Source organism: Priestia sp. TSO9 (assembly GCF_021029645.1).
GTDB lineage: Bacteria > Bacillota > Bacilli > Bacillales > Bacillaceae_H > Priestia > Priestia megaterium_E.
Window position 1 is genome coordinate 106,662 of record NZ_JAJEKD010000006.1, and the last position, 22,994, is coordinate 129,655.

The window sequence follows — 22,994 nt, forward strand, 5'->3', positions numbered from 1 at the left end:
TAAAAAGCTAACAGTAGACAATACTGTTAGCTTTTTTTATGAAAGGGAGTTTAAAGATGACAAATACGCAGTATGACATGGTGGGAATAGGAATAGGACCTTTTAATTTAGGCTTAGCGGCCCTTGCTGAGCCTCTTGATGAAATTGATGCCATCTTCTTTGATAAAGAAGAGAAATTTGAATGGCATCCGGGCATGTTAATTGACGGCACGGACTTGCAGATTCCATTTCTAGCAGACTTAGTTACATTTGCGAATCCAACAAGCCCCTATTCTTTTCTAAATTACATTCACAAGCAAAAACGCTTGTATCCGTTCTTTTTCTTTAATCGTTTTGACATTCCGCGTCAAGAATACAACGAGTACGCAAAATGGGTAGCGGAGCAGCTATCTTCCTGTCACTTTTCTTCAAAAGTTGTGGACGTGATACCGAAAAATGAAGAAGAGTATTATGAAGTAAAGGTAGAAACACCTGAGGGAATTCAAACGGTAAATGCTAAACACGTTGTAATGGGAACAGGAAGCATTCCACTTGTACCTCCGGCTTTTGAAGAAAAGCTGAATGAGCATATTTTACACAGCAGCGGCTATTTACATAAAAAAGAAGAGATTCAAAAAGGAAAGCATGTAACGATCGTTGGTTCAGGGCAAAGCGCTGCAGAGATTTTTCTTGATTTACTAGAAGAACAGACTGAACATCATTACCACCTTACATGGTTTACAAGATCCTCTAATTTTTTTCAGCTTGATCAATCCAAGCTTGCTCAAGAGTTATTTTCGCCAGACTATGTAGATTATTTTCATTCGCTAGCTTTTGAGGAACGTACAAGCACGGTAGAAGATTTAAATCCTTTACGTCACGGAATTGAATCTTCTACCTTAACGAAAATCTATGATTTACTTTATCATCGTTCACTTAAAGGAAAAGTACCCGTTACGATTCAAGCTTCGACTGAAGTAAGTGATATTCATAAAAAAGGAAGTGGATATGAGCTGGAGTGCAAACAATTAAAAGCTGAACGCTCTTTTCAATACGAAGCGGATCGTTTGATATTGTCCACGGGCTATAAGCCAAAAATTTCGCCGTTCATCGAACGAATAAAAGATGATATCGAATGGGAAGATGACAAGCGTTTTAAAGTCACAAAAGATTACCGGCTTGTCTTTAAACAACCTCGTAACCACCACTTTTTTACGTTAACCAATATTGAACATTCACATGGATCTGGCGCAACAAATCTTGGTTTATCCGTTCAGCGCAATCAGCGTATTCTGAACGTGATTGCAGGGAGAGACGTGTACCCAGTTCCAGAAGAGACGACGTTCCAGAAATTTAATTTGTTTTGAATTTCTTCTTTATAAAAATCTTCAATGTGGTTTTTGATTATTGTAGAAAAGTTTTTTACCCATAAACTATGTTTAAAAGAATAGTGTACGGGTATTTTATTTATAGAACATTAGTACACAAATCAATTAAGGAGTTGCTTAGAATGAGTAAGAAAATTGCAGTATTAGTAACAGATTTATTTGAAGATGTGGAATATACAGATCCAGCCAAAGCCTTTGAAGAAGAAGGCCATACGCTAACAAAAATCGATGTTAAAACAGGTGAAGTAACAGGTAAACAAGGCGAAACAACATTAACAATTGATAAAGCAATTGCGGATGTAAAACCAGAAGATTTTGACGCATTGTTTTTACCGGGAGGTTTCTCACCAGATATCTTACGTGCGGACGATCAAGTCGTAGCTTTCACAAAATCATTTATGGATGAAGGCAAACCGGTTATGGCTATCTGTCACGGACCACAGCTGCTAATCAATGCTGAAACATTAAAAGGACGTGACGTAACTGGTTTCAAATCAATTGCTATTGATTTGAAAAATGCAGGTGCAAACTTCCATGACAAAGAAGTGGTGGTATGCGGTAATCAACTAGTTACAAGCCGTACACCAGACGATATGGAAGCATTCGTACGTGAATCAGTAAATGTCTTAAAATGAGTAAATAATATTAGTAAAACTTTCTGTAAAAGGCGATAACAGGGTGGTTTACCACTCTGCTGTCGCCTTTTTTGTATGTAACGATTTTGACGAGGAATTTACAGTTATATTACTGCATTGGATGAAGCGGTTTCTAAAAGAATATGAAAACCTTTTACTATCAATAGATGAAAGCCACGTAACACAATCGAAACATTTTTTACATAAATGAAAGTATAATTTTGGTAGCTTAAAAGACGTTGCGAGTTTCATAGTTTTCATGCAACAATGAGGGTGCATCACGAGATTGGCTTGCTACAAGCTTAGATGCGTTGCGGTTTTACAAAAAAACTTTATTATCACATAGGAGGATTTCAAACATGAAGAAAAGGTTTCGTATTGCCACTGTCGCAGGTGCCGTATCATTAGGATTACTAACAGCAGGACAAGCAAATGCAGCAGCTCCTGATTGCAACACTCCAAAACAAATTACTATTAAAGATGCTCAAGCAGCACAAAACATAAATGTAGATGAGCTATTAAAGAAATTTAACGCTCAAGGACAATCTGCTCAAGCAGCAGCTCCACAACAAGAAACAAAAGCACCAGAGCAAGCTGAAGCAGCCCCACAGGAACAAGCACAAGCACCAGAGCAAAGTGAAGAAGCAAAAGCTCCAGAGCAAACACAGCAAAACACAAAAGCTCAACAATCAGAAAATACTGATAAAGCAGAACAAACAAAAGATGCTAGTCAATTCGAACAAAAGGTCGTAGATTTAGTGAACCAAGAGCGTGAAAAACAAGGTTTAAAACCTCTAACACTTAACAAAAAATTAAGTGACGTTGCACGCACTAAATCAAAAGATATGATGGACAAAGGGTACTTTGACCACAATTCACCAACATATGGTTCACCATTTGATATGATGAAACAATTCGGCATTGAATATACAACTGCAGGTGAAAACATTGCAAAAGGTCAGCAATCTCCTGAAGATGTAATGAATGCTTGGATGAACAGTGACGGTCACCGCAAAAACATTCTAAACCCTGATTTCACTGAAATTGGTGTTGGATACGTAAAAGGTGATACTACGTACTGGACTCAACAATTTATCGGTAAGTAATACAAAAAGAGCAGGATATACCTGCTCTTTTTTGCGTTTTTAGCTGTCCAATTTGGGTATAGTAAAGTAAGAACACGTAAAGGAGTGCCTTAAATTGGGACGTATATTTAAAAAAATTCTAGTCGCTGTTTTTCCTATCCTTTTAAAAGAAGGATATCGTCATTATAAAAATCGTAAAACTCGAACTGCGCCGTCTAAAGGATATAAATAAAAGGACTCGAAAGAGTCCTTTTTATTTTATGCTTGAACGGTGATATGCTTAAATTCTTTTACGTTAAACAATCCTTTGTCGGTTAATTTTAGACATGGGATAACAGGCAAGCTTAAGAAAGATAATGTCAGCAGCGGGTTGAATTTCTTTGAAATATCAAGCTCATGAAGAGCCCCGTGAAGCTGCTTAAGTAAGCTGTTTACTTCATTGTAAGGGTGAGGTGACATTAATCCTCCAATGGAAAGAGGGAGGGAGCCAATCACTTCACTGCCTTTTACAATAACAATACCTCCGCCGATTTCTTCAATTGCCGCAATTGCTTTTGCTAAATCTTCATCATTTGTTCCTACGGCTACGATATTATGTGAATCGTGAGCAATCGTGGTAGCAATCGCTCCGTCTTTTAACTGAAAACCTTTTACAATTCCAAGACCAATATTCCCTGTTAGATGATGACGCTCAACAACAGCCATTTTCAGCTGATCGTTTTCTACAGAAGACTGAAATTCGTTTTGCTTCACTTGAACTTCTTCTACGATATGATTTGTAATCAGGCTGTTTGGATTAATTTCAATAATATTAGCGCGATTGTGCTGAAGTGGTATCGTAAGTCTGTTAATAGAGAACTCTTTCAAATGAACAGAATTCATTAGTTCTGTTGGAAGATCAATTTGTTCTTCTTGAACAGAAAGCATCTCTCCATTTTTAGCAATAAGCTCTCCGTTTTGATAGACATGTGCTGCAGATATATCGGTTAAGTCGTCTAATAGAATAAAATCCGCTTTGTAACCAGGAGCAACCGCACCTCTATCTTTTAACCCGTAGCATTCAGCGGCATTTAACGAAGCCATTTGAATCGCAATTAACGGATCCAGCCCGAGTTCAATAGCAAAACGAACATTATAATCAATAGAACCTTCCGTTAATAAATCATCTAGGTGTTTGTCATCTGTACAGAATAAAAATCTGCGCGCGTTGCGTTCATTTACAGCAGGTAATAATTGTTTTAAATCTTTAGCGACAGAACCTTGGCGGATCAGAACATACATCCCGCGCTGAATACGTTCAATTGCTTCTTCTGCTGTTACGCATTCATGGTCTGTTGAAATGTTAGCGGTACGATAAATATTAACGCCCGTGGCATCTAGCCCTGAGCCGTGCCCATCAATTACGCCGTTTGCATCGTTAGCTGCTTGTAATTTATCGAGCATATCGTCATCTCCATCTCGAACAGCAGGGAAATCCATCACTTCTGCTAATCCAAGCACGCGAGGGTGAGAGAAAAATGGCGCTAAGTCAACTGCTTTTAAGACGGCTCCAGAGCTTTCAAAAGGAGTTGCTGGCACGCTTGAAGGTAAGTTTACAAATACGTCTAAAGGAATGGAATCCGAGTTTTGAAGCATAAATTCAATGCCAGATTTCCCTGAAACATTCGCAATTTCATGAGGGTCCGTTACGACAGTTGTGACGCCTCTAGGTACAAGAAGTTTTGAGAACTCTTTAGGTGTAACCATTGATGATTCAATGTGAACGTGTCCATCAATGAATGTAGGAGAAATGTATTTTCCTTTTGCATCCACAACGTTATTCCCATCGTATTGACCTATTCCAACGATCACTCCATCAGCAATCGCAATATCAGCTTCAATGATGGAAAGCGTAAAGACATCGATAATTTTCCCGTTTTTCACTACAAGATCTGCAGGTATTTTTTTATTGGCAACAGCAAGCTGTTTTTTTAAGGTTGTTTTTGTATTTGACATGAATGTGACTCCTCTCATTGTATAACTGAATAACAATGAAGGACTATGTAAGGGAGAACATAAAGAAGAATAAAAATGCAGCATGAATGATGTTCAACCCTCGTAGTCCAACTATTTACGGTAGTTCGGTAGAAACTCTTGGACCCTATTTCCAAGACTATACGAGCTTTAGGTATTTCGATACATTCTATAGACAAATAATAAAAACGTCAATTCCTAATAAAAAAGAAAGATTTTTGGGAATATTTCATCTATGTGTATGTAAACGATTTAACTCTTATTTGCTCGCTAAAAGGCGCAGCATTCATGTGTAGAAAAAAATGTAGAAAAAACCGTCAATGGCTATTAGTCATTGACGGAGTTGTCATTAAGCTTGTTTACGCAGTGTACCTAATTCTTCTGCGATCGCTTGCATTTCACTTGGGCTAAAAGAATCTTTTCTCATTACCATATCGTATAAGTACTTTAAGTCTTCATACATTTCTTCGTCAAAAGCTTCAGCTTTAATTGCTCCGATATTTAGCATGCGCAGTTTTTCACTAATGCTATCGACCATATGTTTAATATTCTCTGGAGATTTTACTGATAAATCCACTTTGTTCATCCTTCCAGTTGCGTTTTTTTTATTGTAACATGTTTTTATCGTGTGAACACTTTTATGTCAGGTTCTTATCCACAGAAGAGTGGAAACGATATAAATAAAAGAAAACTATTTTTTAGTTTAAAAATGATTGTATATAATGTTTGTAATAAGGGAAAGGAGTCGAGACTATGATTAACGTATTATTCGTTTGTTTAGGAAATATTTGTCGTTCACCCATGGCAGAAGCGGTCTTTAAAGATATGGTGAAGAAAAAAGGGCTGGAAGGAAAAATTCACGTAGATTCTGCAGGCACAGGAGGCTGGCACAAAGGCAATCCTCCTCATGAAGGGACGCAATCTATTTTAACGAAAAACAACATTGATTTTAAAGGGCAAACAGCAAGACAAGTGATTCAAGAGGATGTAGCTAAATTTCATTATATTATTGGAATGGATGTCGAAAATGTAGGAAATCTGAGAAGGATGGCTGGACATACTAAAACAGGTTATATTGCAAGGCTTTTGGATTTTGTGCCCGATTTACATATTGAAGATGTGCCTGATCCTTATTTCACGGGAAATTTTGACGAAGTATATGACTTAGTTCAAGAAGGATGCAAGGCTCTTTTAGACGAAATTATAGAGAAGCATTTCTCGGAATAAGCGATACTTAAAAAATAAAAAACGGAGGAGAAACGACAAATGGGTAAACGCAATAAGCTAGTAGAAGGTATTGTCATTGGAGCAATTATAGGAGGAGCTGTTTCTTTATTTGATAAAGAAACAAGAAGATCCGTCATTCAAGGAAGTAAAAAACTGAAAGACAAAACAACAAATCTTATTCAGCACCCTGAACTTGTAACGGATACTGTCAAAGAGAAATACGAAACCATTCGCACGACCATTGAGCAAGTTTCTGAAGATGTATCATTTGTAGCAGGAAAAGTAGAAAAGTTAAAAGAAACAACGCCTCAGGTGATGGAAATTGTAAACGATACAAAAGAAGCATTTGTGGAGAAGTATGGTGATGAACAAAAATAAATAAGGAGGCACATATGGCTGGAATGTACATAAATAACATCGTAAGGTTTGGCAAAGAACTGATGGGCCGCATTCATCGAGATGAGCTGCCCAGTTTATCAGCTGAATTGGCTTATTATTTGCTGCTCTCGCTATTTCCTTTTTTAATTTTCTTAATTACACTGATTGGATTTTTGCCATTGGAATCAACAGACCTGCTTGACTTGGTCGAAAATGTAGCGCCACAGCAAACGCTGCACATGATTGAAAGCAACGTTTCCCATATCATTGGTTCTCATAATGAAAAGCTATTGTCCTTTGGTATCATTGCGACGATGTGGTCTGCTTCAAATGGAATTAATGCGATTGTAAGAGCATTTAACCGAGCGTATCACGTACAAGAAAATCGGCCTTTTTTAGTGGCGAGAGGTATGGCAGTTCTCCTTACTTTTGCGATGATATTTGTTATTATTGTAGCGCTTTTACTTCCTGTTTTCGGTCATATGATTGGTCTTTATTTATCGTCTACGTTTGGGTTTTCAGAAACCTTTCTCGCTTTATGGTCTGCTTCCCGCTGGATTATCAGCGGTCTCATTTTGTTTACTGTTTTTACGGGGTTATATTACTTTGCTCCTAATAAAAAGCTGCTGATTCGAAATGTGGTAAAAGGAGCGGCTTTTGCTACGGTCGGATGGACAGTGGTATCGATGCTGTTTGCATATTACGTAAATCATTTCAATAACTATACAGCTACATATGGAAGCTTGGGCGGAATTATTATCCTGCTTATTTGGCTGTACCTATCGGGGATGATTATCGTTATTGGAGGAGAAATTAACGCTATTTTCTACGACCGTCGGTTTAAATCTTCATAGTCACAAATTGGGATGAAATCATTCGCAAGATATGAGCATACTAACAAAGTGAAAGGGAGGTTTTACATCATGACAAAGCATACAAAAAAAGACGGAAGCAATACAAAGCAAAATAAAAAGAGCCAGCCAAAGCATAAAACAAGCAACAGCCAAAATGGACAAAACGGTTACCATTAAGGCATTGATTTCCATAATAAAAAGCCTAACAAATACGTTAGGCTTTTTTTTCGTTAAGATTTTAGCAAGCGAAGGCCGTTTAAGATAACTAAAATGGTGCTGCCTTCGTGACCTATAACACCAAATGGCATATCAAGCACTTGGAAAAAATTTGAACAAATTAATAAAAAGATGACGGCAATAGAAAAAATAACGTTTTGCTTCACAATTGAGTTCATTCTTCTGGAAAGAGCTACTGCATCCGAAATTTTTGATAGATCATTTTTCATTAAAACGATATCCGCTGTTTCAAGTGCCACATCCGTTCCTTCTCCCATGGCTACTCCAACGTTAGCAGTAGCAAGAGCAGGTGCATCGTTAATGCCATCTCCTACCATTGAAACGGTAGGGAATTTTTCTTTTAACGCTTTAATTTTATCTACTTTCGCTTCAGGCAAACATTCTGCAATGTATTCATCAACTGCACATTCTTTTGAAATGGCTTCGGCTGTTTTTTCGCTGTCTCCTGTAATCATGACGGTATGAATACCCTGCTCTTTAAGAGATTTAACAGCATCTACAGCTTCTGTTCGTACAACGTCTTTTAGCGCAAGCAATCCCACAATACCATGCTGGTCTTTTGCGTACACAATCGTTTTTCCTTCACTGGCAAGCGCAGATGAAATCCCATTTTCAAATTCACCTGCATCTTCTTTACCTACAAAATCTGCTTTTCCTATCTTCCACGTATTTCCTTGAAGAGACCCAATGACACCATATCCGGGAACGTCTTCAAGCGAATCTGGCTGAACGAGGATCAATTCCTGCTTGTTTTTCACAAAGTCAACAATGGATTGAGCAAGGGGATGATTGGACTGACGTTCAATTGATGCGATTTTAACAAGAAATTCCTGTTCGTTCATATCAGAACGGACAATGACATTTGTCACTTCTGGCTTTCCTTTTGTTAACGTTCCTGTTTTATCAAAAGCGATTGCGCTTAAATGGCTTAACCTTTCCAAATGAACGCCGCCTTTGAACAAAATTCCTTTTTTTGCTCCGTTTGAAATAGCAGACAGCGAAGCAGGAGTGATAGATGCAACCAGAGCGCAAGGAGACGCTACAACTAAGAGAATCATTGCACGGTAAAATGTCTCGGTCCAGCTCCATCCAAGCACATAGTGTGGGAGAAATAGCATAACTGCCACAACCGATAGAACAATTTTTACGTATGTGCCTTCAAATCGTTCAATAAACAATTGAGAAGGCGACTTTTCACTTTGAGCCGTTTGAACAAGTTGAATGATCTTTTGAAACAGCGTCTCAGCACTTGGCTTTGTCATTTTAATGGTAATGGCGCCTTTCACATTCACCGTGCCCGCGAATACTTCATCATCGAGCTGTTTTAGTACAGGAACAGATTCCCCTGTAATAGCAGCCTGATCAATCGTTGTTTGACCTGAGACAACAATACCATCGGATGGCACTCGTTCACCCGGCTTAACTAACAGCAAGTCACCGATTTGTAAATCTGAAATGGATAAAATTTCTTCTTGATCTCCAATCAGACGCGTTGCTTCTTGCGGCTGTAAATTCATCAAGGCGCTAATTTCTCGATTGCTTTTATTCATGGTGTACGTTTCTAATGCACCGCTTAATGCAAAAATGAAAATAAGCATAGCGCCTTCTGTCCAGTAGCCAATTACAGCCGCTCCAATGGCTGCAATAATCATTAACATTTCGACATTCAATTCTTTATTTTCAATCGTTTCTTCAATGCCTTCTTTTGCTTTAGCAAATCCGCCTATCACGTAAGCTAATACAAAGAGCGTAATAGATAGAGCAGTATCCTGCTGTTTTGACAGCAGCCAGCCGGCTAAAATTAGCACGCCGCTTAACAATGCAGCAATGAGTTCACCATGTGTTTTTAATACATTGACAGCAGAAGATGTTTGCCGCGCTTGTTCTTGTTTTTTAGGTAACACATTTTCCATACAAATCCTCCTTGAACGATAATTGAGAAGAATAATCACAATCATTACCCCTAAAAAAGCACGAAAGCTGCCATCTCAGCGATAGCAGCACATTTCTTTCATTTATTGTCTTTTAAATTGGGATATTTAGTATAGTATAGCACGGAACAAGCAAGGAGGTAACGACTAACGCCTAAAAAATAAAAACAGAATGCAGCTGGACGTCTGCATTCTGTAAAAAACGTACTACATATCTAAATGTTCTTCATAATATCTATAAGCGGAAGTGTAAATGTGCTCGATATCGGCATCCGTCATGTACATTAAGGTTTCACGGTCAATCCCCTTCATTGTTTCAATAAATGTAATCATGTTTTTGCGTTCTTGTCTGCTCATTTATTATTCTCCTCTCCATCTGTTTTAATACAGTTTATTATATTTAATTGTATTATATAACAGAAAAAGTATTTTGTGTGGATTTTTTTTTAAAATAGGCAAAAAAATTTAGAAAGACGTAAATAATTGACTATATAGAAAAAGGTGTTTTATAATTTATATATGAACATATGCTCATATACTTGCATATAATGAACGGAGAGATGTTATGAAAAAAGATGAACATTCGTTTTTATCGCCTCAAACAGTAGAAGAAGCGTCAAGAATACTAAAAGCTATTTCAGATCCTACGAGAATGAAAATTCTTTATTTGCTATTTCAAGAAGAGTGTTCAGTCGGTCATATGGTTGAAGTGCTTGGTGTTTCACAATCAGCTATTTCACATCAGTTAACTCACTTGCGTCATTTACGTTTAGTAAAATATCGCCGTGAAGGGAATACGTATTTCTATACGTACGATGATGAACACGTGGTTGGAATACTGCATCAAGTAATTCAGCACGTAGAATGCGCACATAACGAATAAAAGGAGGGGCTTTGCATGAGTCATGATCATCACCACCATCATGGTCACCATCACCATTTTGATACACAGCGTGAAGGCAACAAAAAAGGTCTGTTAATTGCACTCATTATCACAGCGGGTATTATGGTTCTTGAGTTTGTTGGAGGGCTTTTTACAAATAGTTTAGCGTTATTATCCGATAGCGGACACATGCTTTCTGATACAAGCTCACTTGCTCTTAGCCTTGTAGCGATATGGTTTGCTAATCGAGCTGCATCGGCTAAAAAAACGTACGGTTATTATCGTTTTGAAATATTAGCGGCTCTTTTTAACGGAGTGGCACTGTTTGTAATAGCAGGATTTATCATCTATGAAGCCTATCAGCGCGTATTAGAGCCGCAGTCTGTAGCAAGCGGCAGCATGATGCTGATTGCTACTGTTGGTTTACTCGCTAATTTAATCAGCGCATGGTCACTTATGAGACAAGGCGATGTAAAAGGAAACGTAAATTTACGCAGCGCTTACTTACACGTATTGGGAGATGCTTTAGGATCTATTGGAGCTATTGTAGCTGGACTTCTTATGATGCTCTTTGGATGGTATATTGCTGACCCTATTATTTCTGTAGTTGTGTCTGTATTAATTTTAAAAAGCGCTTGGGGCGTGCTTGCTCATAGCGTTCATATTTTGATGGAAGGCTCTCCTGAAGGGGTAGACCACAGTGAAATAAAAAACCTTCTTGAAAACATTGAAGGAGTCAAAGATGTGCATGATTTACACATTTGGACCATTACTTCAGGACTGGACTCATTGAGCTGTCATATGCGCGTAGAAGATGAAAAAGATTGTCAGCAAATTTTGCAAAAAGCCATCGATTTAGTACATGATCACTGCGGCATTGAGCATACCACGATACAAATTGAAAAATCAGCTCTTCAGCATCGAACGCTAAAAGTTTAAAAAACAAGCGAGGACCTATAGGTTCTCGCTTGTTTTTTGTTGCATAGGCATCTTTTGTCCGAATACAAAAAGAATAATAAAAATAAAGCCAAGCATCCCGCTAATAATATTAAAAAAGCTGATATGGTGAAAGAACTGAATAAACGTGCCGCCTATGTAAGGGCCGGCAAGGCTTCCGATACTAAAAGCAATGCCGCATAGTAAATTACCTGTAGGCAGTAGACGAGCAGGAATCAAATCCGTCATATAGCTGATTCCTAAACTAAACGTCGAGCCTACAACCATGCCAGCTATAAATAAACAAGCTACCAATGGAATAGCGGTCTCTTCCAAGAGGCTTGCTGTAAAAAACGTAACGGCTCCAATGGATAAAATCCATCCTAATACCAATTTTCGTCCAAGTTTATCGCTCAGTATTCCGAGAGGAAGCTGAAATACAATAGCTCCAACTGCAAAGGAAGTCAAGAGGAGTGAAATAAACTCTACTTGCAAACCAATTCGTAAGCCATATACAGGAAAGCTTCCGTTCAGTGATGATTCTAAAAATCCATATCCAAAAGGCGGCAAAAAAGCAATCCAACCATACTTAGCCGCCTTAGAAAATCGCTTAGCCGTTTCTTTTAATGAATTAACCTCCACTTCCTGTAGGGGAAATTCATTTTTTATCAAAAATAAAAACACCCATGTTATGAGGCAGAGAGCTGAAGAAATCATAAAAGGAAGCGCTTGATTAATTTCAATTAACGGCGTCATTAAAGGGCCAACCGCAAAACCAATACCGAAAAAGAGCCCGTACAATGAAATGTTTCGACCTCGTTTATCAGCAGGTGAAGACGATGTAATCCACGTTTGAGTACCAAAGTGCAGCGCGTGATCTCCTATTCCAATAAATAAACGGAGCACAAACCAAAAAACAACAGATTTCCACAGGGGAAACAAAGCTAAAGATACAATAACTAAAAGTCCGCCTGCTGCGATAATTGGTTTATATCCGTATCTGCGAAGCGGCCCTTCCATGAAAGGAGAAATAAATAAAATACCTAGATACAATCCAGTTGCGTTTAATCCGTTTATAGTAGAAGAAAGACCATCTTTCTCAAAAATAATAGCAATTAAAGGCAGCAGCATACCTTGGCTGAATCCAGAAATGGCGACAAGGCTAACTAAAATCCAGAAACGTTGTTTATGAGTAGCACTCACAGCATTCAACCTCTTTTTATCTATATTTTGTCAATCTAACTGTTTAATCGTACAAGGAAAACGCTTTATTGACAAGGATGTAGACGTGCTGTGCTGTTAATTTGACATCTTTTTATAAGGGAAGTAGAATAAAACATGTAAATAGTTACATGTTTTTATTTACAAATAAAAAGTGATCGCTAGGATACAAACAGTGCTTAAGAAAATAGCGACATTCACAATCAATGTCGGTACAGCGATTGTCATTGGTCATACAGGAAATGCGAAATACAAACGCTTACAAAACTGCGTTTTTCTAGGCACTGCTGTGAGACGCTTAGATCGGATCGCGTTGTGTCAGATATATACGAAGTGTTATAAATCAAAGGAGCGATATAAAAATGGGAAAATTTATTGGAAATCATATGATTTACACATACGAAAACGGATGGGAATATGAAATTTATATCAAAAACGAAAATACAATCGATTATCGTATTCATAGCGGAATGGTGGCAGGACGATGGGTTCGCGACCAAAAAGTAGATATTGTGAAATTAACAGAAGGTGTATATAAAGTATCGTGGACTGAGCCGACTGGAACAGATGTATCTTTGAACTTTATGCCTGATGAAAAACGGATGCACGGCATTATTTTCTTCCCAAAATGGGTACATGAACATCCTGAAATTACCGTGTGCTATCAAAATGATCATCTTGATTTAATGCATGAATCCCGTGAAAAATACGAAACATATCCGAAATATGTTGTACCCGAATTTGCTGACATTACATTTATCAAAAATGTCGGAGCGAACAATGAGGAAGTTATCGCTCAAGCGCCTTACGAAGGAATGACAAATGATATTCGCGCCGGAAAATTAATTTAACACAGAGTCATAAAAAAGGCTGAGACAAAAGTAGTTTAGTTGAAGGAAGATCCGAACGATAAATCGAGATTCTTGATGGGGAATCAAATTCGTTCGGATTTTTTTATGGTGACGGTGTAACAAGTATCCGTATTGAGAGTAGTTGGTTATATAAAAAGCGGTTTATAATGAAGTAAAGGAGTGAAGGAAATGGAATTTAACATGAAAAAAGAGGCGGGATTTACAACAAATCTTCCTTATGGAGAGCTGCATATCGCCGGAGATGAAGAGTATGGCTTTCGTCCGTATCAGCTCATGGTATCGTCCATTGCTGTTTGCAGCGGAGGCGTGTTAAGAAAGATTCTAGAGAAAAAAAGGATTGCTTTTTCCGATTTACGCATCCAAGCTGATGTGACGCGAAATGATGAAAAAGCGGGGCGAATCGAAAAAATTCATTTGCACTATATCATCACAGGAGAAGACCTTCCATTAGAAAAAATTGAAAAATCAATTGAGCTAGCACGAAAAAATTGTTCGATGCTACAGTCGGTTATTGACAGTATTGAAGTGACAGAAACCTTCGAAATTAAATGAGGTTGGGACAAAAATATTTTAGTTGAAGAAGATCCGAACGATGAATCAAACTCGTTCGGATTTTTATGGTGTTGTTACAAGCGGTTCAGCTCCTTGCTCCCATTTGTTCGTCTTCAGATGGAATGGACTTAGCTACGTCTCAATCTCATATTTCCTTCGGTTTGCTGCCGGCTTTATCAAAATAGCGCATGCGTTCAGGAGTCAGCTGAAGAAGCAAATAATTTGGATCATCTGGACTTTTAATCCACTCTTTTAACTTTTCATTCCAAAATTTCTTTTTTAACTCTTCGTTTGTTTCTACATTTACTTTGGCTTCTACCTCTACATACGGATCACTCCAACCCTGCCCATCATAGCCTAACAAAATATGAACGTAAGGGTTTTTTTCTAGTTCTTCGACTTTATGGGTATCTTTATTGGTGGCGGTGTAGAGCACAAGGTCTTCATGAAAAAACATCATAAAGCGTGAATAAGGTTTTCCATCTTGAATTGTAGCTAACGTCCCAATTGTATAGTCATCCAGTACGGATAAAATTTGATTTTTCACATCATTATTGCTCATTTTTTCACTCCTTATTATATCTTTTTACCCTTGGTAGTTTGGCTGATTTTTAACTATCTTAATCAAAAATCAATTAAGGGTTTATCTTTTATAAAAATAGGTTAAAAATACTAACATTGACGGTGAGTCTATACAAATTCCATTAATTTGATATGATTGATTTTGTTGTCAAAAAATGAATAAGGTAGGTGTACATATCGATGATCAATCGGATTTTTCTAATAGCGGTTATTCTTGGGGTGCCGCTATCTGTTATTGGGCACATGATGCACTGGTCAGATGTTCTTATGTTTATTATTTACTGTTTAACAATCATTGCCCTCGCAGCTTTTATGGGGAGAGCAACAGAGAGCTTAGCTGTTGTAGCTGGTCCTCGAATAGGCGGTCTATTAAATGCTACGTTTGGTAACGCTGTAGAATTAATTATTTCTATTTTTGCCCTAAAAGAAGGCCTTACAGCTGTGGTGCTTGCATCGTTAACCGGTTCTGTATTAGGAAATCTCCTTCTTGTAGGCGGTCTTTCATTCTTCATTGGGGGATTAAAATTTAAGCGCCAAGAATTTAATGTCTATGATGCAAGACATAATTCTGGATTATTGATCTTTGCCGTTATCGTTGCGTTTGTTATTCCTGAAGTGTTTGCTAGCGAAATGGACGAAGCGAAGACCATGTCCCTGAGTGTCGGAATATCCATTATTCTCATCATCTTGTACTTAGCGGCGTTATTTTTTAAGCTGGTAACGCACCGAGGCGTGTATCAGCATAAAAGTGAAGAAGTGGAAGAACATGAAGAGCCAGAATGGTCAATGTGGAAAGCGATTACTGTTCTCTTTTTGTCTACGTTAGCTGTAGCTTACGTATCCGAAAGCTTGGTTAGTACAATCGAAATTGTATCCGAAAGTTTTGGGTGGAGTGAGCTGTTCATCGGGGTCATTATTGTAGCGATTGTTGGAAACGCAGCAGAGCACGCTTCCGCTATTATTATGGCTGTTAAAAACCGCATGGGTGTAGCTGTTGAAATTGCTGTTGGATCCACTTTACAAGTCGCGATGTTTGTAGCACCAATATTAGTGTTAGTTTCGCTGATGTTCGAAAACCAAATGTCTCTTGTCTTTACTTGGCCTGAGTTGATTGCGATGGTAACGGCCGTATTTTTAACTATTGCTATTTCTAATGACGGAGATACAAACTGGTTCGAAGGTGCAACTCTTTTAGGTGCTTATATTATTATGGGAATTGGTTTTTATCTTATTTAAAAAAGAAGAGGCTGGGACAAACATGTTTTAGTTGAAGGAAGAATCCGAACGATTAATCGTTCGGATTCTTTTTGTGTAAGTAAATAGAAGAATTTCCCTTTTAGTATTCAGGATAAAACAGGAGATGTTTGAAAAAACTATGGTTGCATTCATTAACGATGTTGAAAGGAGTTTCTAGATGTTACGTAAATTGCTTTTATTTGTGTTTACCATCATTATTTCATTTTCATGTTCAACGAAGATCGCCATTGCGAAAACAGCTCAGCCTACCATCAACGTGCCTTCTTCAGCTTTAAATATTTCAAAAGAAAATACGTATCCAAATGCTAGTCAAGATACGCCATATTTGCAGCCGAGTGAGTTTACAAAAGAGCTCATTGAAACATCAAATGTGAAAATTGAAAACCCTGATTTAATTCGTATATTAAATGAATCAAACATTTCTAAAACTCCATGGGCAATTGGTTTTAGAGCAACTATCTTTTTAGGACAGTGGCCATTAAATTACGAATCAACAGAAACAAACGTTAACTGGCAGCACCAGCGAATCAATACAAATCATTATGATAACAGAGCAGGAAAAACTCAGTACAAAATGATGTACAGCCAGGAAAATCAAAGCCATATAAAAGGCGGATTAACAGCAAAAGTACCTCAGCCTGATCATGTGAAACAAATGATGCTAATTGAAGCAGCTAAAAAAACAAAGCTCACTTTATCATTTCAAACGTTTGTAGGTGCCGGAACGAAAAAAGACCAGGTCTATAACGTAGCTCCTAAAAAAGTAGGTTATCTGTATGCGTATACGCCTGCTGTAAGTGAAAAAGGAAAAGTAACATATGGAGAAGTGTATGTAACGGTAAAAGGAAGCAAGCGTTCAATTGTAGTGAGAAATGTAACGTCTCAAGGAATTGGAGCATGGATTCCAGTACAAGATTATGTTTCCTTAAGCTTTGGGGCTTACGATCAGCCGAGATAATAAAAAAGAGATTCCAGTGGTGGAATCTCTTTTTGTTATTTTGTGATATTCGCTTGGAGTTTGCTAAAATCAGTATCTTGATAATAGCTGTTTTTCACCAAAATATTAGGTCCCAAACAAGACACTGCTGAACAATGACAGCTAAGTTCTTTAGAAATCGTGCTTTGCTGCCACGTATCAAAAGCGTCTGTAAGCTTTGTATCTTGAATGTTGCCAAGAGGAGGCGTATCCCCAAAATCGGTTACGATAATATCTCCGTCAAAAATATTTACATTTAGGCGAGAGCGCCCGTCTGGATCGTTTCGAACGGTTACATTTTTACTGCTATATAAGCGTTGTAAGAGCGTTAAGTCTTCCTCATTATTGCTGCATGCATAAAACGGCAGCGTGCCGAATAGCATCCACACATTTTCATCTCGAATATCAAGAAGGTGATGAATAGCTTGACGCATTTCAGGAAGAGATAATGTTTCTAGAGTGCTGGCAAAGTCACTTGGATACATAGGGTGTACTTCGTGACGCTGACAAAGCATTTCATCAACAATTTGACGATGAATCTTTTCCATATGAGGAAGCGTACGTTTATTTAACATCGTTTCAGCTGATACGGTTACACCTGCTTTTACAAGCGCGCGGCTGTTTTCAATCATACGGTCGAAATATTTGGCGCGCTGCTCATAAGTAGGCTTTCGCTCCATCATTGCAAAGCCAGCTTCCACAAAGTCATCCATCGTTCCCCAGTTGTGAGAAATATGTAAAACATCTAAATAAGGAATGATTTGTTCGTAACGAGCAAGATCTAATGTTAAATTTGAATTAATCTGTGTACGGACACCTCGTTCATGTGCATACTTTAATAAAGGCACCACATAATTTTTCACAGAAGATAGAGACATCATCGGCTCTCCGCCCGTAATGCTTAACGCTCGAAGAGTTGGAATTTCATCGAGACGTTTTAAAATTAAATCAAGCGGCAGTGCGTTTGGGTCTTTTGGCTGCAGCGTATATCCAACTGCGCAGTGCTCACATCGCATATTACAAAGCGTCGTTGTGGTAAATTCAACGTTTGTAAGCGTGGGTTTGCCATATTGTTTCATATCTAAATACGCTTCCCACGGATCGAACTCCGGGGTAATTCGTTGTAAAGTGGCCATAAAAAAACTCCTTTTATTTTTCCGTAAAGTGAAATGATGATGAAAACATCTCACGGTCCGTCCTGCTAGAATAAATTATACGACTCATTCAAAACGGACACCAGTGACTATTATGGATTTTATTGCTTTTAGTTGTCAAATATGAAAGTATTCGTTAGGATATAAAGAAATACGAATGAAAAGCTATATCAGGAGGGTTTAAAATGGGAAACGCCGTTCGAGATAAAGATTCACAAGTACGTTATTTAAAAGATCGTTTAAATATGTTTGTACACGTATTAGACTCTATGGAGCCTGAAAACACCGAACTAGAAGACATTGACCGTTTGATTACAATGATTGATGACCTCGAAGCAAAATGTGAGCAGTTTAAAAAAGATAAAGAATGAACAAAGGAAAAAGCGCTAGAAAAACTAGCGCTTTTTTGCTTGAAGTGGAAATCCTCCTATAAAGGTCTTTCGAAACAATTTTTGAAGGAGTATAATAAATTTTGAAAGTTGTACGACAGATAGATAAATACATACATTAGCGGGATATGGGAGGAATTAAGTGATGATTGAAGCTTTAAAACAAAGCATGTACGATTTAATTGTTGAAACATCTACAAAATTGCCAAAAGACGTTCGACGTGCTATCGCAAAGGCAAAAGCGCGTGAAAATGCAGGAACGCGTGCAGCAATGTCTTTAGCGACCATTACCAATAATATTAAAATGGCGGATGATAATTTATCACCAATTTGTCAAGATACAGGTATGCCAACATTTAAAATTAAAACCCCTGTAGGAGTGAATCAGCTTCAAATTAAAGAAGCGATTTATTGGGCAATTGAAGAAGCAACAAAGCACGGAAAGCTTCGCCCTAACTCCGTAGATTCGTTAACGGGAGAAAACAGCGGTAATAATTTAGGCGGCGGCACGCCGGTTATTAAGTTTGAACAGTGGGAAAATGACTATATTGATGCGCGTCTTATTTTAAAAGGCGGCGGCTGTGAAAATAAAAACATTCAGTACAGCCTGCCTTGTGAAGTAGAAGGTTTAGGTAGAGCTGGCCGTGATTTAGACGGAATTCGTAAATGTGTGATGCACTCTGTGTATCAAGCACAAGGTCAAGGCTGTAGTGCCGGCGTCATTGGTGTTGGAATCGGTGGCGACCGTACAACAGGCTATGAATTAGCAAAAGAGCAGCTGTTCCGAAACTTAGATGACGAAAATCCAAATGCTCAGCTGAAAGAATTAGAAGAGTATGTAATGGAAAATGCCAATAAGTTAGGAATTGGTACAATGGGCTTTGGCGGAGAAACGACATTACTTGGTTGTAAAGTCGGCGTTATTAATCGTATTCCTGCTAGCTTCTATGTGTCAGTTGCGTATAACTGCTGGGCTTACCGCCGTTTGGGCGTTAAAATCAATGCCGATACAGGAAGCGTTCAAGAGTGGCTGTATCAAGAAGGCGAAGAAGTAGATTTTAATAAAAATGCAGGTGCAGAAGAGAAACAAAAAGCGGATGAAACAAAAGAAGTTGTATTGCAAGCACCTATTACAGAAGAGCAAATTCGTGAATTAAAAGTTGGCGACGTGGTGCGTATCAACGGTATGATGTACACAGGACGCGACGCTATTCATAAGCATTTAACAGATCACGATGCGCCAATTGATTTAAATGGACAAATCATTTATCACTGTGGTCCGGTTATGTTAAAAGATGAAGATGAAAAATGGCACGTAACCGCTGCAGGACCAACAACAAGTATCCGTGAAGAACCGTACCAAGGAGATATTATGAAGAAATTTGGTATTCGCGCGGTTATCGGTAAAGGCGGTATGGGTCCTAAAACACTTGCTGCTCTTCAAGAGCACGGCGGCGTATATTTAAATGCGATCGGCGGAGCTGCACAGTACTATGCTGACTGTATCAAGAGTGTAGAAGGCGTTGATTTGATGCAGTTCGGTATTCCTGAAGCAATGTGGCATTTAAAAGTAGAAGGCTTTACAGCTGTAGTGACGATGGATTCACACGGAAACAGCTTGCATGCAGATGTAGACAAGTCTTCCTTTGAAAAGCTTGAGCAATTTAAAGAACCGGTATTTAAATAAACATACGTCCGGAGCTTATGGTAAAAAGTAACGTTCATGAACGAGAAAATTGAGTGGATACTAAGCGTAAAATGACTTCCGAAAGGAGCTTCTTATGCGCCGGTTCACCTTTTTTCTCGTTTTTTTATTTGTGATGTCAACAGGCATATCATCTGTTGAAGCACAAATGTATCCAAACACTCCGATTAGCTGGGGATTTCAAAAAAGCAAAAATCACAAGCCCGCATCCGCAGGTACAGCTTATGAACAAATTCTTGCTAAGTATGATGCTTTTTACCTCGGAGATACAACTAAAAAAAATATTTATTTAACATTTGATAACGGTTATGAAAATGGCTATACACCGCAGGTATTAGACGTCCTCAAAAAAAGAAAGGTTCCTGCGACGTTCTTTGTAACAGGACATTATTTAAAAGAAGAGCCTGAGCTAATTAAGCGAATGGTAAAAGAAGGGCATATTGTCGGCAATCATTCATGGCATCACCCTGACTTAACTCAAGTGGATGACACACGTTTTAAAGAAGAACTGCAAAAAGTAAAAGATGAATACAAGAACATTACGGGTCGTGATGAAATGAAGTATCTTCGCTCACCTAGAGGCGTATTTAGTGAACGAACGCTAGTTCTTTCAAAGCAAGAGGGCTATACGAACGTATTTTGGTCACTTGCATTTGTTGACTGGAAAGTGAATGAACAAAAAGGCTGGCGCTACTCATACGACAATATGATGGCTCAAATACATCCAGGTGCGATCATGCTTTTGCATACTGTTTCAAAGGATAACGCAGATGCATTAGATCAAGCGATTGTAGATTTAAAAAAGCAGGGCTATACGTTTAAAAGCATTGATGATTTAATGAACGAACGCAAACAAATGAAGAAAAGTTCTTCTAAAACGAAATAACGATAAAAACCGATGGGAATGTTTCTCCTGTCGGTTTTTTGCTGTTGAAGTGTTATAATATGCGTTGATGTCTTTTTTAAAGCGATACGGTCTAATAGGTTTTAAGCAGCTAAGGACCGTTAATAACTATATAAAGAATTTAAACTAATCGGAGTTGGTCTCATGAATAAACCAAAAACTGAAATGAAAGTTCAAAAAGGACAAACGTTTCCGTTAACGATAAAAAGACTCGGTATTAATGGAGAAGGCGTAGGATATTTTAAGCGCCAAGTCGTCTTTGTACCGGGAGCACTGCCAAATGAAGAAGTGGTTGTAGAAGCAACAAACGTTCAGCGTAATTTTGCTGAGGGAAAAATCAAGCGAATTCGCAAAAAATCTCCTCATCGCGTAGAAGCACCCTGTCCTATTTACGAACAGTGCGGAGGCTGTCAGCTTCAGCACTTATCGTATGAAGGTCAGCTAGAATCCAAGCGCGATATCGTTTTGCAAGCGTTCGAACGTCACAGCTCATTAAAAAAAGTAGAAGAAAAAACACGCCAAACGATTGGTATGGAAGATCCTTGGCGCTATCGTAATAAATCCCAGTTTCAAGTCGGTGTGGACAAACAAAAAGTCATCGCTGGTTTGTACGGACTGAATTCTCACCGCTTGATTGATATTGAAAACTGTCCCATTCAGCATAAAGCTACAAATCACGTGACAAAAGAAATAAAACGAATTTTACAAGACCTTCAAATTCCTATCTACAATGAGCGCAAACGCCGTGGTATTGTACGTACCATCGTATCTCGAGTAGGATTTGAAACGGGTGAAGTGCAAATTGTCTTGATTACGGCTAAACAAGATATTCCGAAAAAAGAGCTGCTGATTAAAGAAATTCAGCGTCGCCTACCGGAAGTGAAATCGCTCGTACAAAACGTAAACGGCCAAAAAACATCGCTTGTTTTTGGAGACGAAACGTTTACTCTTGCTGGAAAGTCAGTGATTCAAGAAACGTTAGGAGACATTTCATTCGAACTTTCAGCTCGTGCATTCTTCCAGCTGAATCCTCTTCAAACCGTGAAGCTATATGATGAAGTAAAAAAAGCAGCTGCGCTAACGGGCAATGAAAAAATTGTAGATGCTTACTGCGGAGTAGGGACAATTGGCTTATGGCTTGCTAAAGATGCCAAAGAAATTCGCGGAATGGATACGATTGAAGAATCGATTGTAGATGCGAGAAAAAATGCCAAAGATCATGGATTTGAACATGCCACATATGTGACGGGTCCAGCTGAAAAGTGGATGCCAAAATGGGTAAAAGAAGGCTGGAAGCCAGAAGTTATCGTCGTTGACCCGCCGCGAACAGGCTGTGATGACCAGCTTCTAAAAACGATTTTACAAGTGAAGCCAAAGAAAGTGGTTTACGTTTCTTGTAATCCATCCACATTAGCCAAAGATGTGCAGCAGCTGTCGAAGGCTTATCATGTTGATTATATTCAGCCTGTGGATATGTTCCCTCATACGGCGCATGTGGAGAATGTAGTGAGTTTGACGTTAAAAAAATGAATAGAAAAAGAGTAAAGGGCAGATTAGATTCTGCTCTTTTTTCTTTGAGCTGTACTTTTATTAATGGGGGGAATTATTAAAATTAAACATCTGTTCTTTAATATAAAAATATCTTAGTATAGTGAAGTGGAATTCCTATAAAATCTATTATTGTAAATTTTTACATCGATAAAGAGAAGTTAAATCAGAGAATTAATGTCTTTAAAATATAACTATAATGACGTATTTTATAAAAATAATAAACGCAAATTCTATCCCAAAACCCAAACCTTTAACCACATCAAGAATATTATAGTAATAAAACTA

At 38.2% G+C, this 22,994-nt stretch carries 23 protein-coding genes and 1 riboswitch; of the genes, 16 read left to right on the forward strand and 7 right to left on the reverse strand.

Annotated features, from left to right (window positions below):
* Positions 1 to 56 precede the first annotated feature (56 nt).
* The 3 genes from LJC66_RS01685 to LJC66_RS01695 all read left to right on the forward strand — a co-directional run bounded on the left by LJC66_RS01685 (position 57) and on the right by LJC66_RS01695 (position 3,108).
* The gene (locus tag LJC66_RS01685) at positions 57 to 1,346 is read left to right on the forward strand and encodes a lysine N(6)-hydroxylase/L-ornithine N(5)-oxygenase family protein (protein WP_230931703.1); all 1,290 of its coding nucleotides are present in this window, start codon (positions 57 to 59) and stop codon (positions 1,344 to 1,346) included.
* Between the two features lie 143 nt (positions 1,347 to 1,489).
* Complete coding sequence (locus LJC66_RS01690; protein WP_013081517.1) at positions 1,490 to 2,002, forward strand: type 1 glutamine amidotransferase domain-containing protein; 513 nt, start codon at positions 1,490 to 1,492, stop codon at positions 2,000 to 2,002.
* Positions 2,003 to 2,361: 359 nt separating this feature from the next.
* Positions 2,362 to 3,108, forward strand: coding sequence for a CAP domain-containing protein (locus LJC66_RS01695; RefSeq protein WP_230931704.1), 747 nt, complete (start codon positions 2,362 to 2,364; stop codon positions 3,106 to 3,108).
* A gap of 237 nt (positions 3,109 to 3,345) precedes the next feature.
* On the opposite strand, the gene ade is transcribed toward LJC66_RS01695, so the two are convergent.
* Entirely contained in the window at positions 3,346 to 5,082 is a 1,737-nt protein-coding gene (gene ade, locus LJC66_RS01700) for an adenine deaminase (RefSeq protein WP_195695535.1), read from the reverse strand.
* An 83-nt stretch (positions 5,083 to 5,165) separates the two neighbouring features.
* A riboswitch (purine riboswitch) is annotated at positions 5,166 to 5,267 on the reverse strand.
* 182 nt (positions 5,268 to 5,449) lie between these two features.
* On the reverse strand, positions 5,450 to 5,677 hold the full coding sequence (locus tag LJC66_RS01705; RefSeq protein ID WP_013055127.1) for a DUF1128 domain-containing protein: 228 nt from the start codon (positions 5,675 to 5,677) through the stop codon (positions 5,450 to 5,452).
* Positions 5,678 to 5,853: 176 nt separating this feature from the next.
* On the opposite strand from LJC66_RS01705, the gene LJC66_RS01710 reads away from it, so the two are divergent.
* The 3 genes from LJC66_RS01710 to LJC66_RS01720 are packed head-to-tail and all read left to right on the forward strand — an operon-like array spanning position 5,854 to position 7,559.
* Complete coding sequence (locus LJC66_RS01710) at positions 5,854 to 6,327, forward strand: low molecular weight protein-tyrosine-phosphatase (protein WP_216143111.1); 474 nt, start codon at positions 5,854 to 5,856, stop codon at positions 6,325 to 6,327.
* Positions 6,328 to 6,366: 39 nt separating this feature from the next.
* On the forward strand, positions 6,367 to 6,705 hold the full coding sequence (locus tag LJC66_RS01715; protein ID WP_050688488.1) for a hypothetical protein: 339 nt from the start codon (positions 6,367 to 6,369) through the stop codon (positions 6,703 to 6,705).
* A 14-nt stretch (positions 6,706 to 6,719) separates the two neighbouring features.
* Positions 6,720 to 7,559: a YihY/virulence factor BrkB family protein gene (locus tag LJC66_RS01720; RefSeq protein WP_082178431.1), complete on the forward strand. Its 840-nt coding sequence runs from the start codon at positions 6,720 to 6,722 to the stop codon at positions 7,557 to 7,559.
* Between the two features lie 230 nt (positions 7,560 to 7,789).
* On the opposite strand, the gene LJC66_RS01725 is transcribed toward LJC66_RS01720, so the two are convergent.
* Complete coding sequence (locus LJC66_RS01725; protein WP_230931705.1) at positions 7,790 to 9,709, reverse strand: heavy metal translocating P-type ATPase; 1,920 nt, start codon at positions 9,707 to 9,709, stop codon at positions 7,790 to 7,792.
* A gap of 225 nt (positions 9,710 to 9,934) precedes the next feature.
* Positions 9,935 to 10,084, reverse strand: coding sequence for a BH0509 family protein (locus LJC66_RS01730; protein WP_035335825.1), 150 nt, complete (start codon positions 10,082 to 10,084; stop codon positions 9,935 to 9,937).
* Between the two features lie 208 nt (positions 10,085 to 10,292).
* Between LJC66_RS01730 and LJC66_RS01735 the strand changes: the two genes are divergently transcribed.
* Complete coding sequence (locus tag LJC66_RS01735) at positions 10,293 to 10,610, forward strand: ArsR/SmtB family transcription factor (protein ID WP_013081523.1); 318 nt, start codon at positions 10,293 to 10,295, stop codon at positions 10,608 to 10,610.
* A 15-nt stretch (positions 10,611 to 10,625) separates the two neighbouring features.
* Positions 10,626 to 11,549, forward strand: a complete 924-nt coding sequence (locus LJC66_RS01740; protein ID WP_098659215.1) for a cation diffusion facilitator family transporter — start codon at positions 10,626 to 10,628, stop codon at positions 11,547 to 11,549.
* Positions 11,550 to 11,564: 15 nt separating this feature from the next.
* Here LJC66_RS01740 and LJC66_RS01745 read toward each other — a convergent pair whose 3' ends face one another.
* Positions 11,565 to 12,749 (reverse strand): MFS transporter, encoded by a 1,185-nt coding sequence (locus LJC66_RS01745; protein WP_230931706.1) that lies wholly within the window; start codon positions 12,747 to 12,749, stop codon positions 11,565 to 11,567.
* Between the two features lie 380 nt (positions 12,750 to 13,129).
* Between LJC66_RS01745 and LJC66_RS01750 the strand changes: the two genes are divergently transcribed.
* Together LJC66_RS01750 and LJC66_RS01755 are read left to right on the forward strand one after the other, a co-directional pair.
* Positions 13,130 to 13,618 carry a phenolic acid decarboxylase gene (locus LJC66_RS01750; protein ID WP_230931707.1) on the forward strand — a complete coding sequence of 163 codons (489 nt, stop codon included), beginning with the start codon at positions 13,130 to 13,132 and terminating at the stop codon, positions 13,616 to 13,618.
* Positions 13,619 to 13,807: 189 nt separating this feature from the next.
* Complete coding sequence (locus LJC66_RS01755) at positions 13,808 to 14,191, forward strand: OsmC family protein (protein WP_230931708.1); 384 nt, start codon at positions 13,808 to 13,810, stop codon at positions 14,189 to 14,191.
* Positions 14,192 to 14,336: 145 nt separating this feature from the next.
* On the opposite strand, the gene LJC66_RS01760 is transcribed toward LJC66_RS01755, so the two are convergent.
* A complete protein-coding gene (locus LJC66_RS01760; RefSeq protein ID WP_013055138.1) occupies positions 14,337 to 14,753 on the reverse strand; it encodes a pyridoxamine 5'-phosphate oxidase family protein in 417 nt (138 codons plus the stop codon).
* A 200-nt stretch (positions 14,754 to 14,953) separates the two neighbouring features.
* On the opposite strand from LJC66_RS01760, the gene cax reads away from it, so the two are divergent.
* Together cax and LJC66_RS01770 are read left to right on the forward strand one after the other, a co-directional pair.
* Complete coding sequence (cax, locus tag LJC66_RS01765) at positions 14,954 to 16,009, forward strand: calcium/proton exchanger (protein WP_016762856.1); 1,056 nt, start codon at positions 14,954 to 14,956, stop codon at positions 16,007 to 16,009.
* Positions 16,010 to 16,187: 178 nt separating this feature from the next.
* Complete coding sequence (locus LJC66_RS01770) at positions 16,188 to 16,988, forward strand: YfkD famly protein (protein WP_025752771.1); 801 nt, start codon at positions 16,188 to 16,190, stop codon at positions 16,986 to 16,988.
* Between the two features lie 35 nt (positions 16,989 to 17,023).
* Here LJC66_RS01770 and yfkAB read toward each other — a convergent pair whose 3' ends face one another.
* Positions 17,024 to 18,142 (reverse strand): radical SAM/CxCxxxxC motif protein YfkAB, encoded by a 1,119-nt coding sequence (yfkAB, locus tag LJC66_RS01775; RefSeq protein ID WP_034263747.1) that lies wholly within the window; start codon positions 18,140 to 18,142, stop codon positions 17,024 to 17,026.
* Positions 18,143 to 18,345: 203 nt separating this feature from the next.
* Between yfkAB and LJC66_RS01780 the strand changes: the two genes are divergently transcribed.
* From LJC66_RS01780 to rlmD, 4 genes are all read left to right on the forward strand, one after another.
* Complete coding sequence (locus LJC66_RS01780) at positions 18,346 to 18,531, forward strand: SE1561 family protein (protein ID WP_050688492.1); 186 nt, start codon at positions 18,346 to 18,348, stop codon at positions 18,529 to 18,531.
* A 163-nt stretch (positions 18,532 to 18,694) separates the two neighbouring features.
* Positions 18,695 to 20,236: a fumarate hydratase gene (locus LJC66_RS01785; protein ID WP_269067370.1), complete on the forward strand. Its 1,542-nt coding sequence runs from the start codon at positions 18,695 to 18,697 to the stop codon at positions 20,234 to 20,236.
* Positions 20,237 to 20,330: 94 nt separating this feature from the next.
* On the forward strand, positions 20,331 to 21,140 hold the full coding sequence (gene pdaA / locus LJC66_RS01790) for a delta-lactam-biosynthetic de-N-acetylase (RefSeq protein ID WP_230931709.1): 810 nt from the start codon (positions 20,331 to 20,333) through the stop codon (positions 21,138 to 21,140).
* Between the two features lie 162 nt (positions 21,141 to 21,302).
* Positions 21,303 to 22,688: a 23S rRNA (uracil(1939)-C(5))-methyltransferase RlmD gene (gene rlmD / locus LJC66_RS01795; RefSeq protein ID WP_195695529.1), complete on the forward strand. Its 1,386-nt coding sequence runs from the start codon at positions 21,303 to 21,305 to the stop codon at positions 22,686 to 22,688.
* Positions 22,689 to 22,994 lie beyond the last annotated feature (306 nt).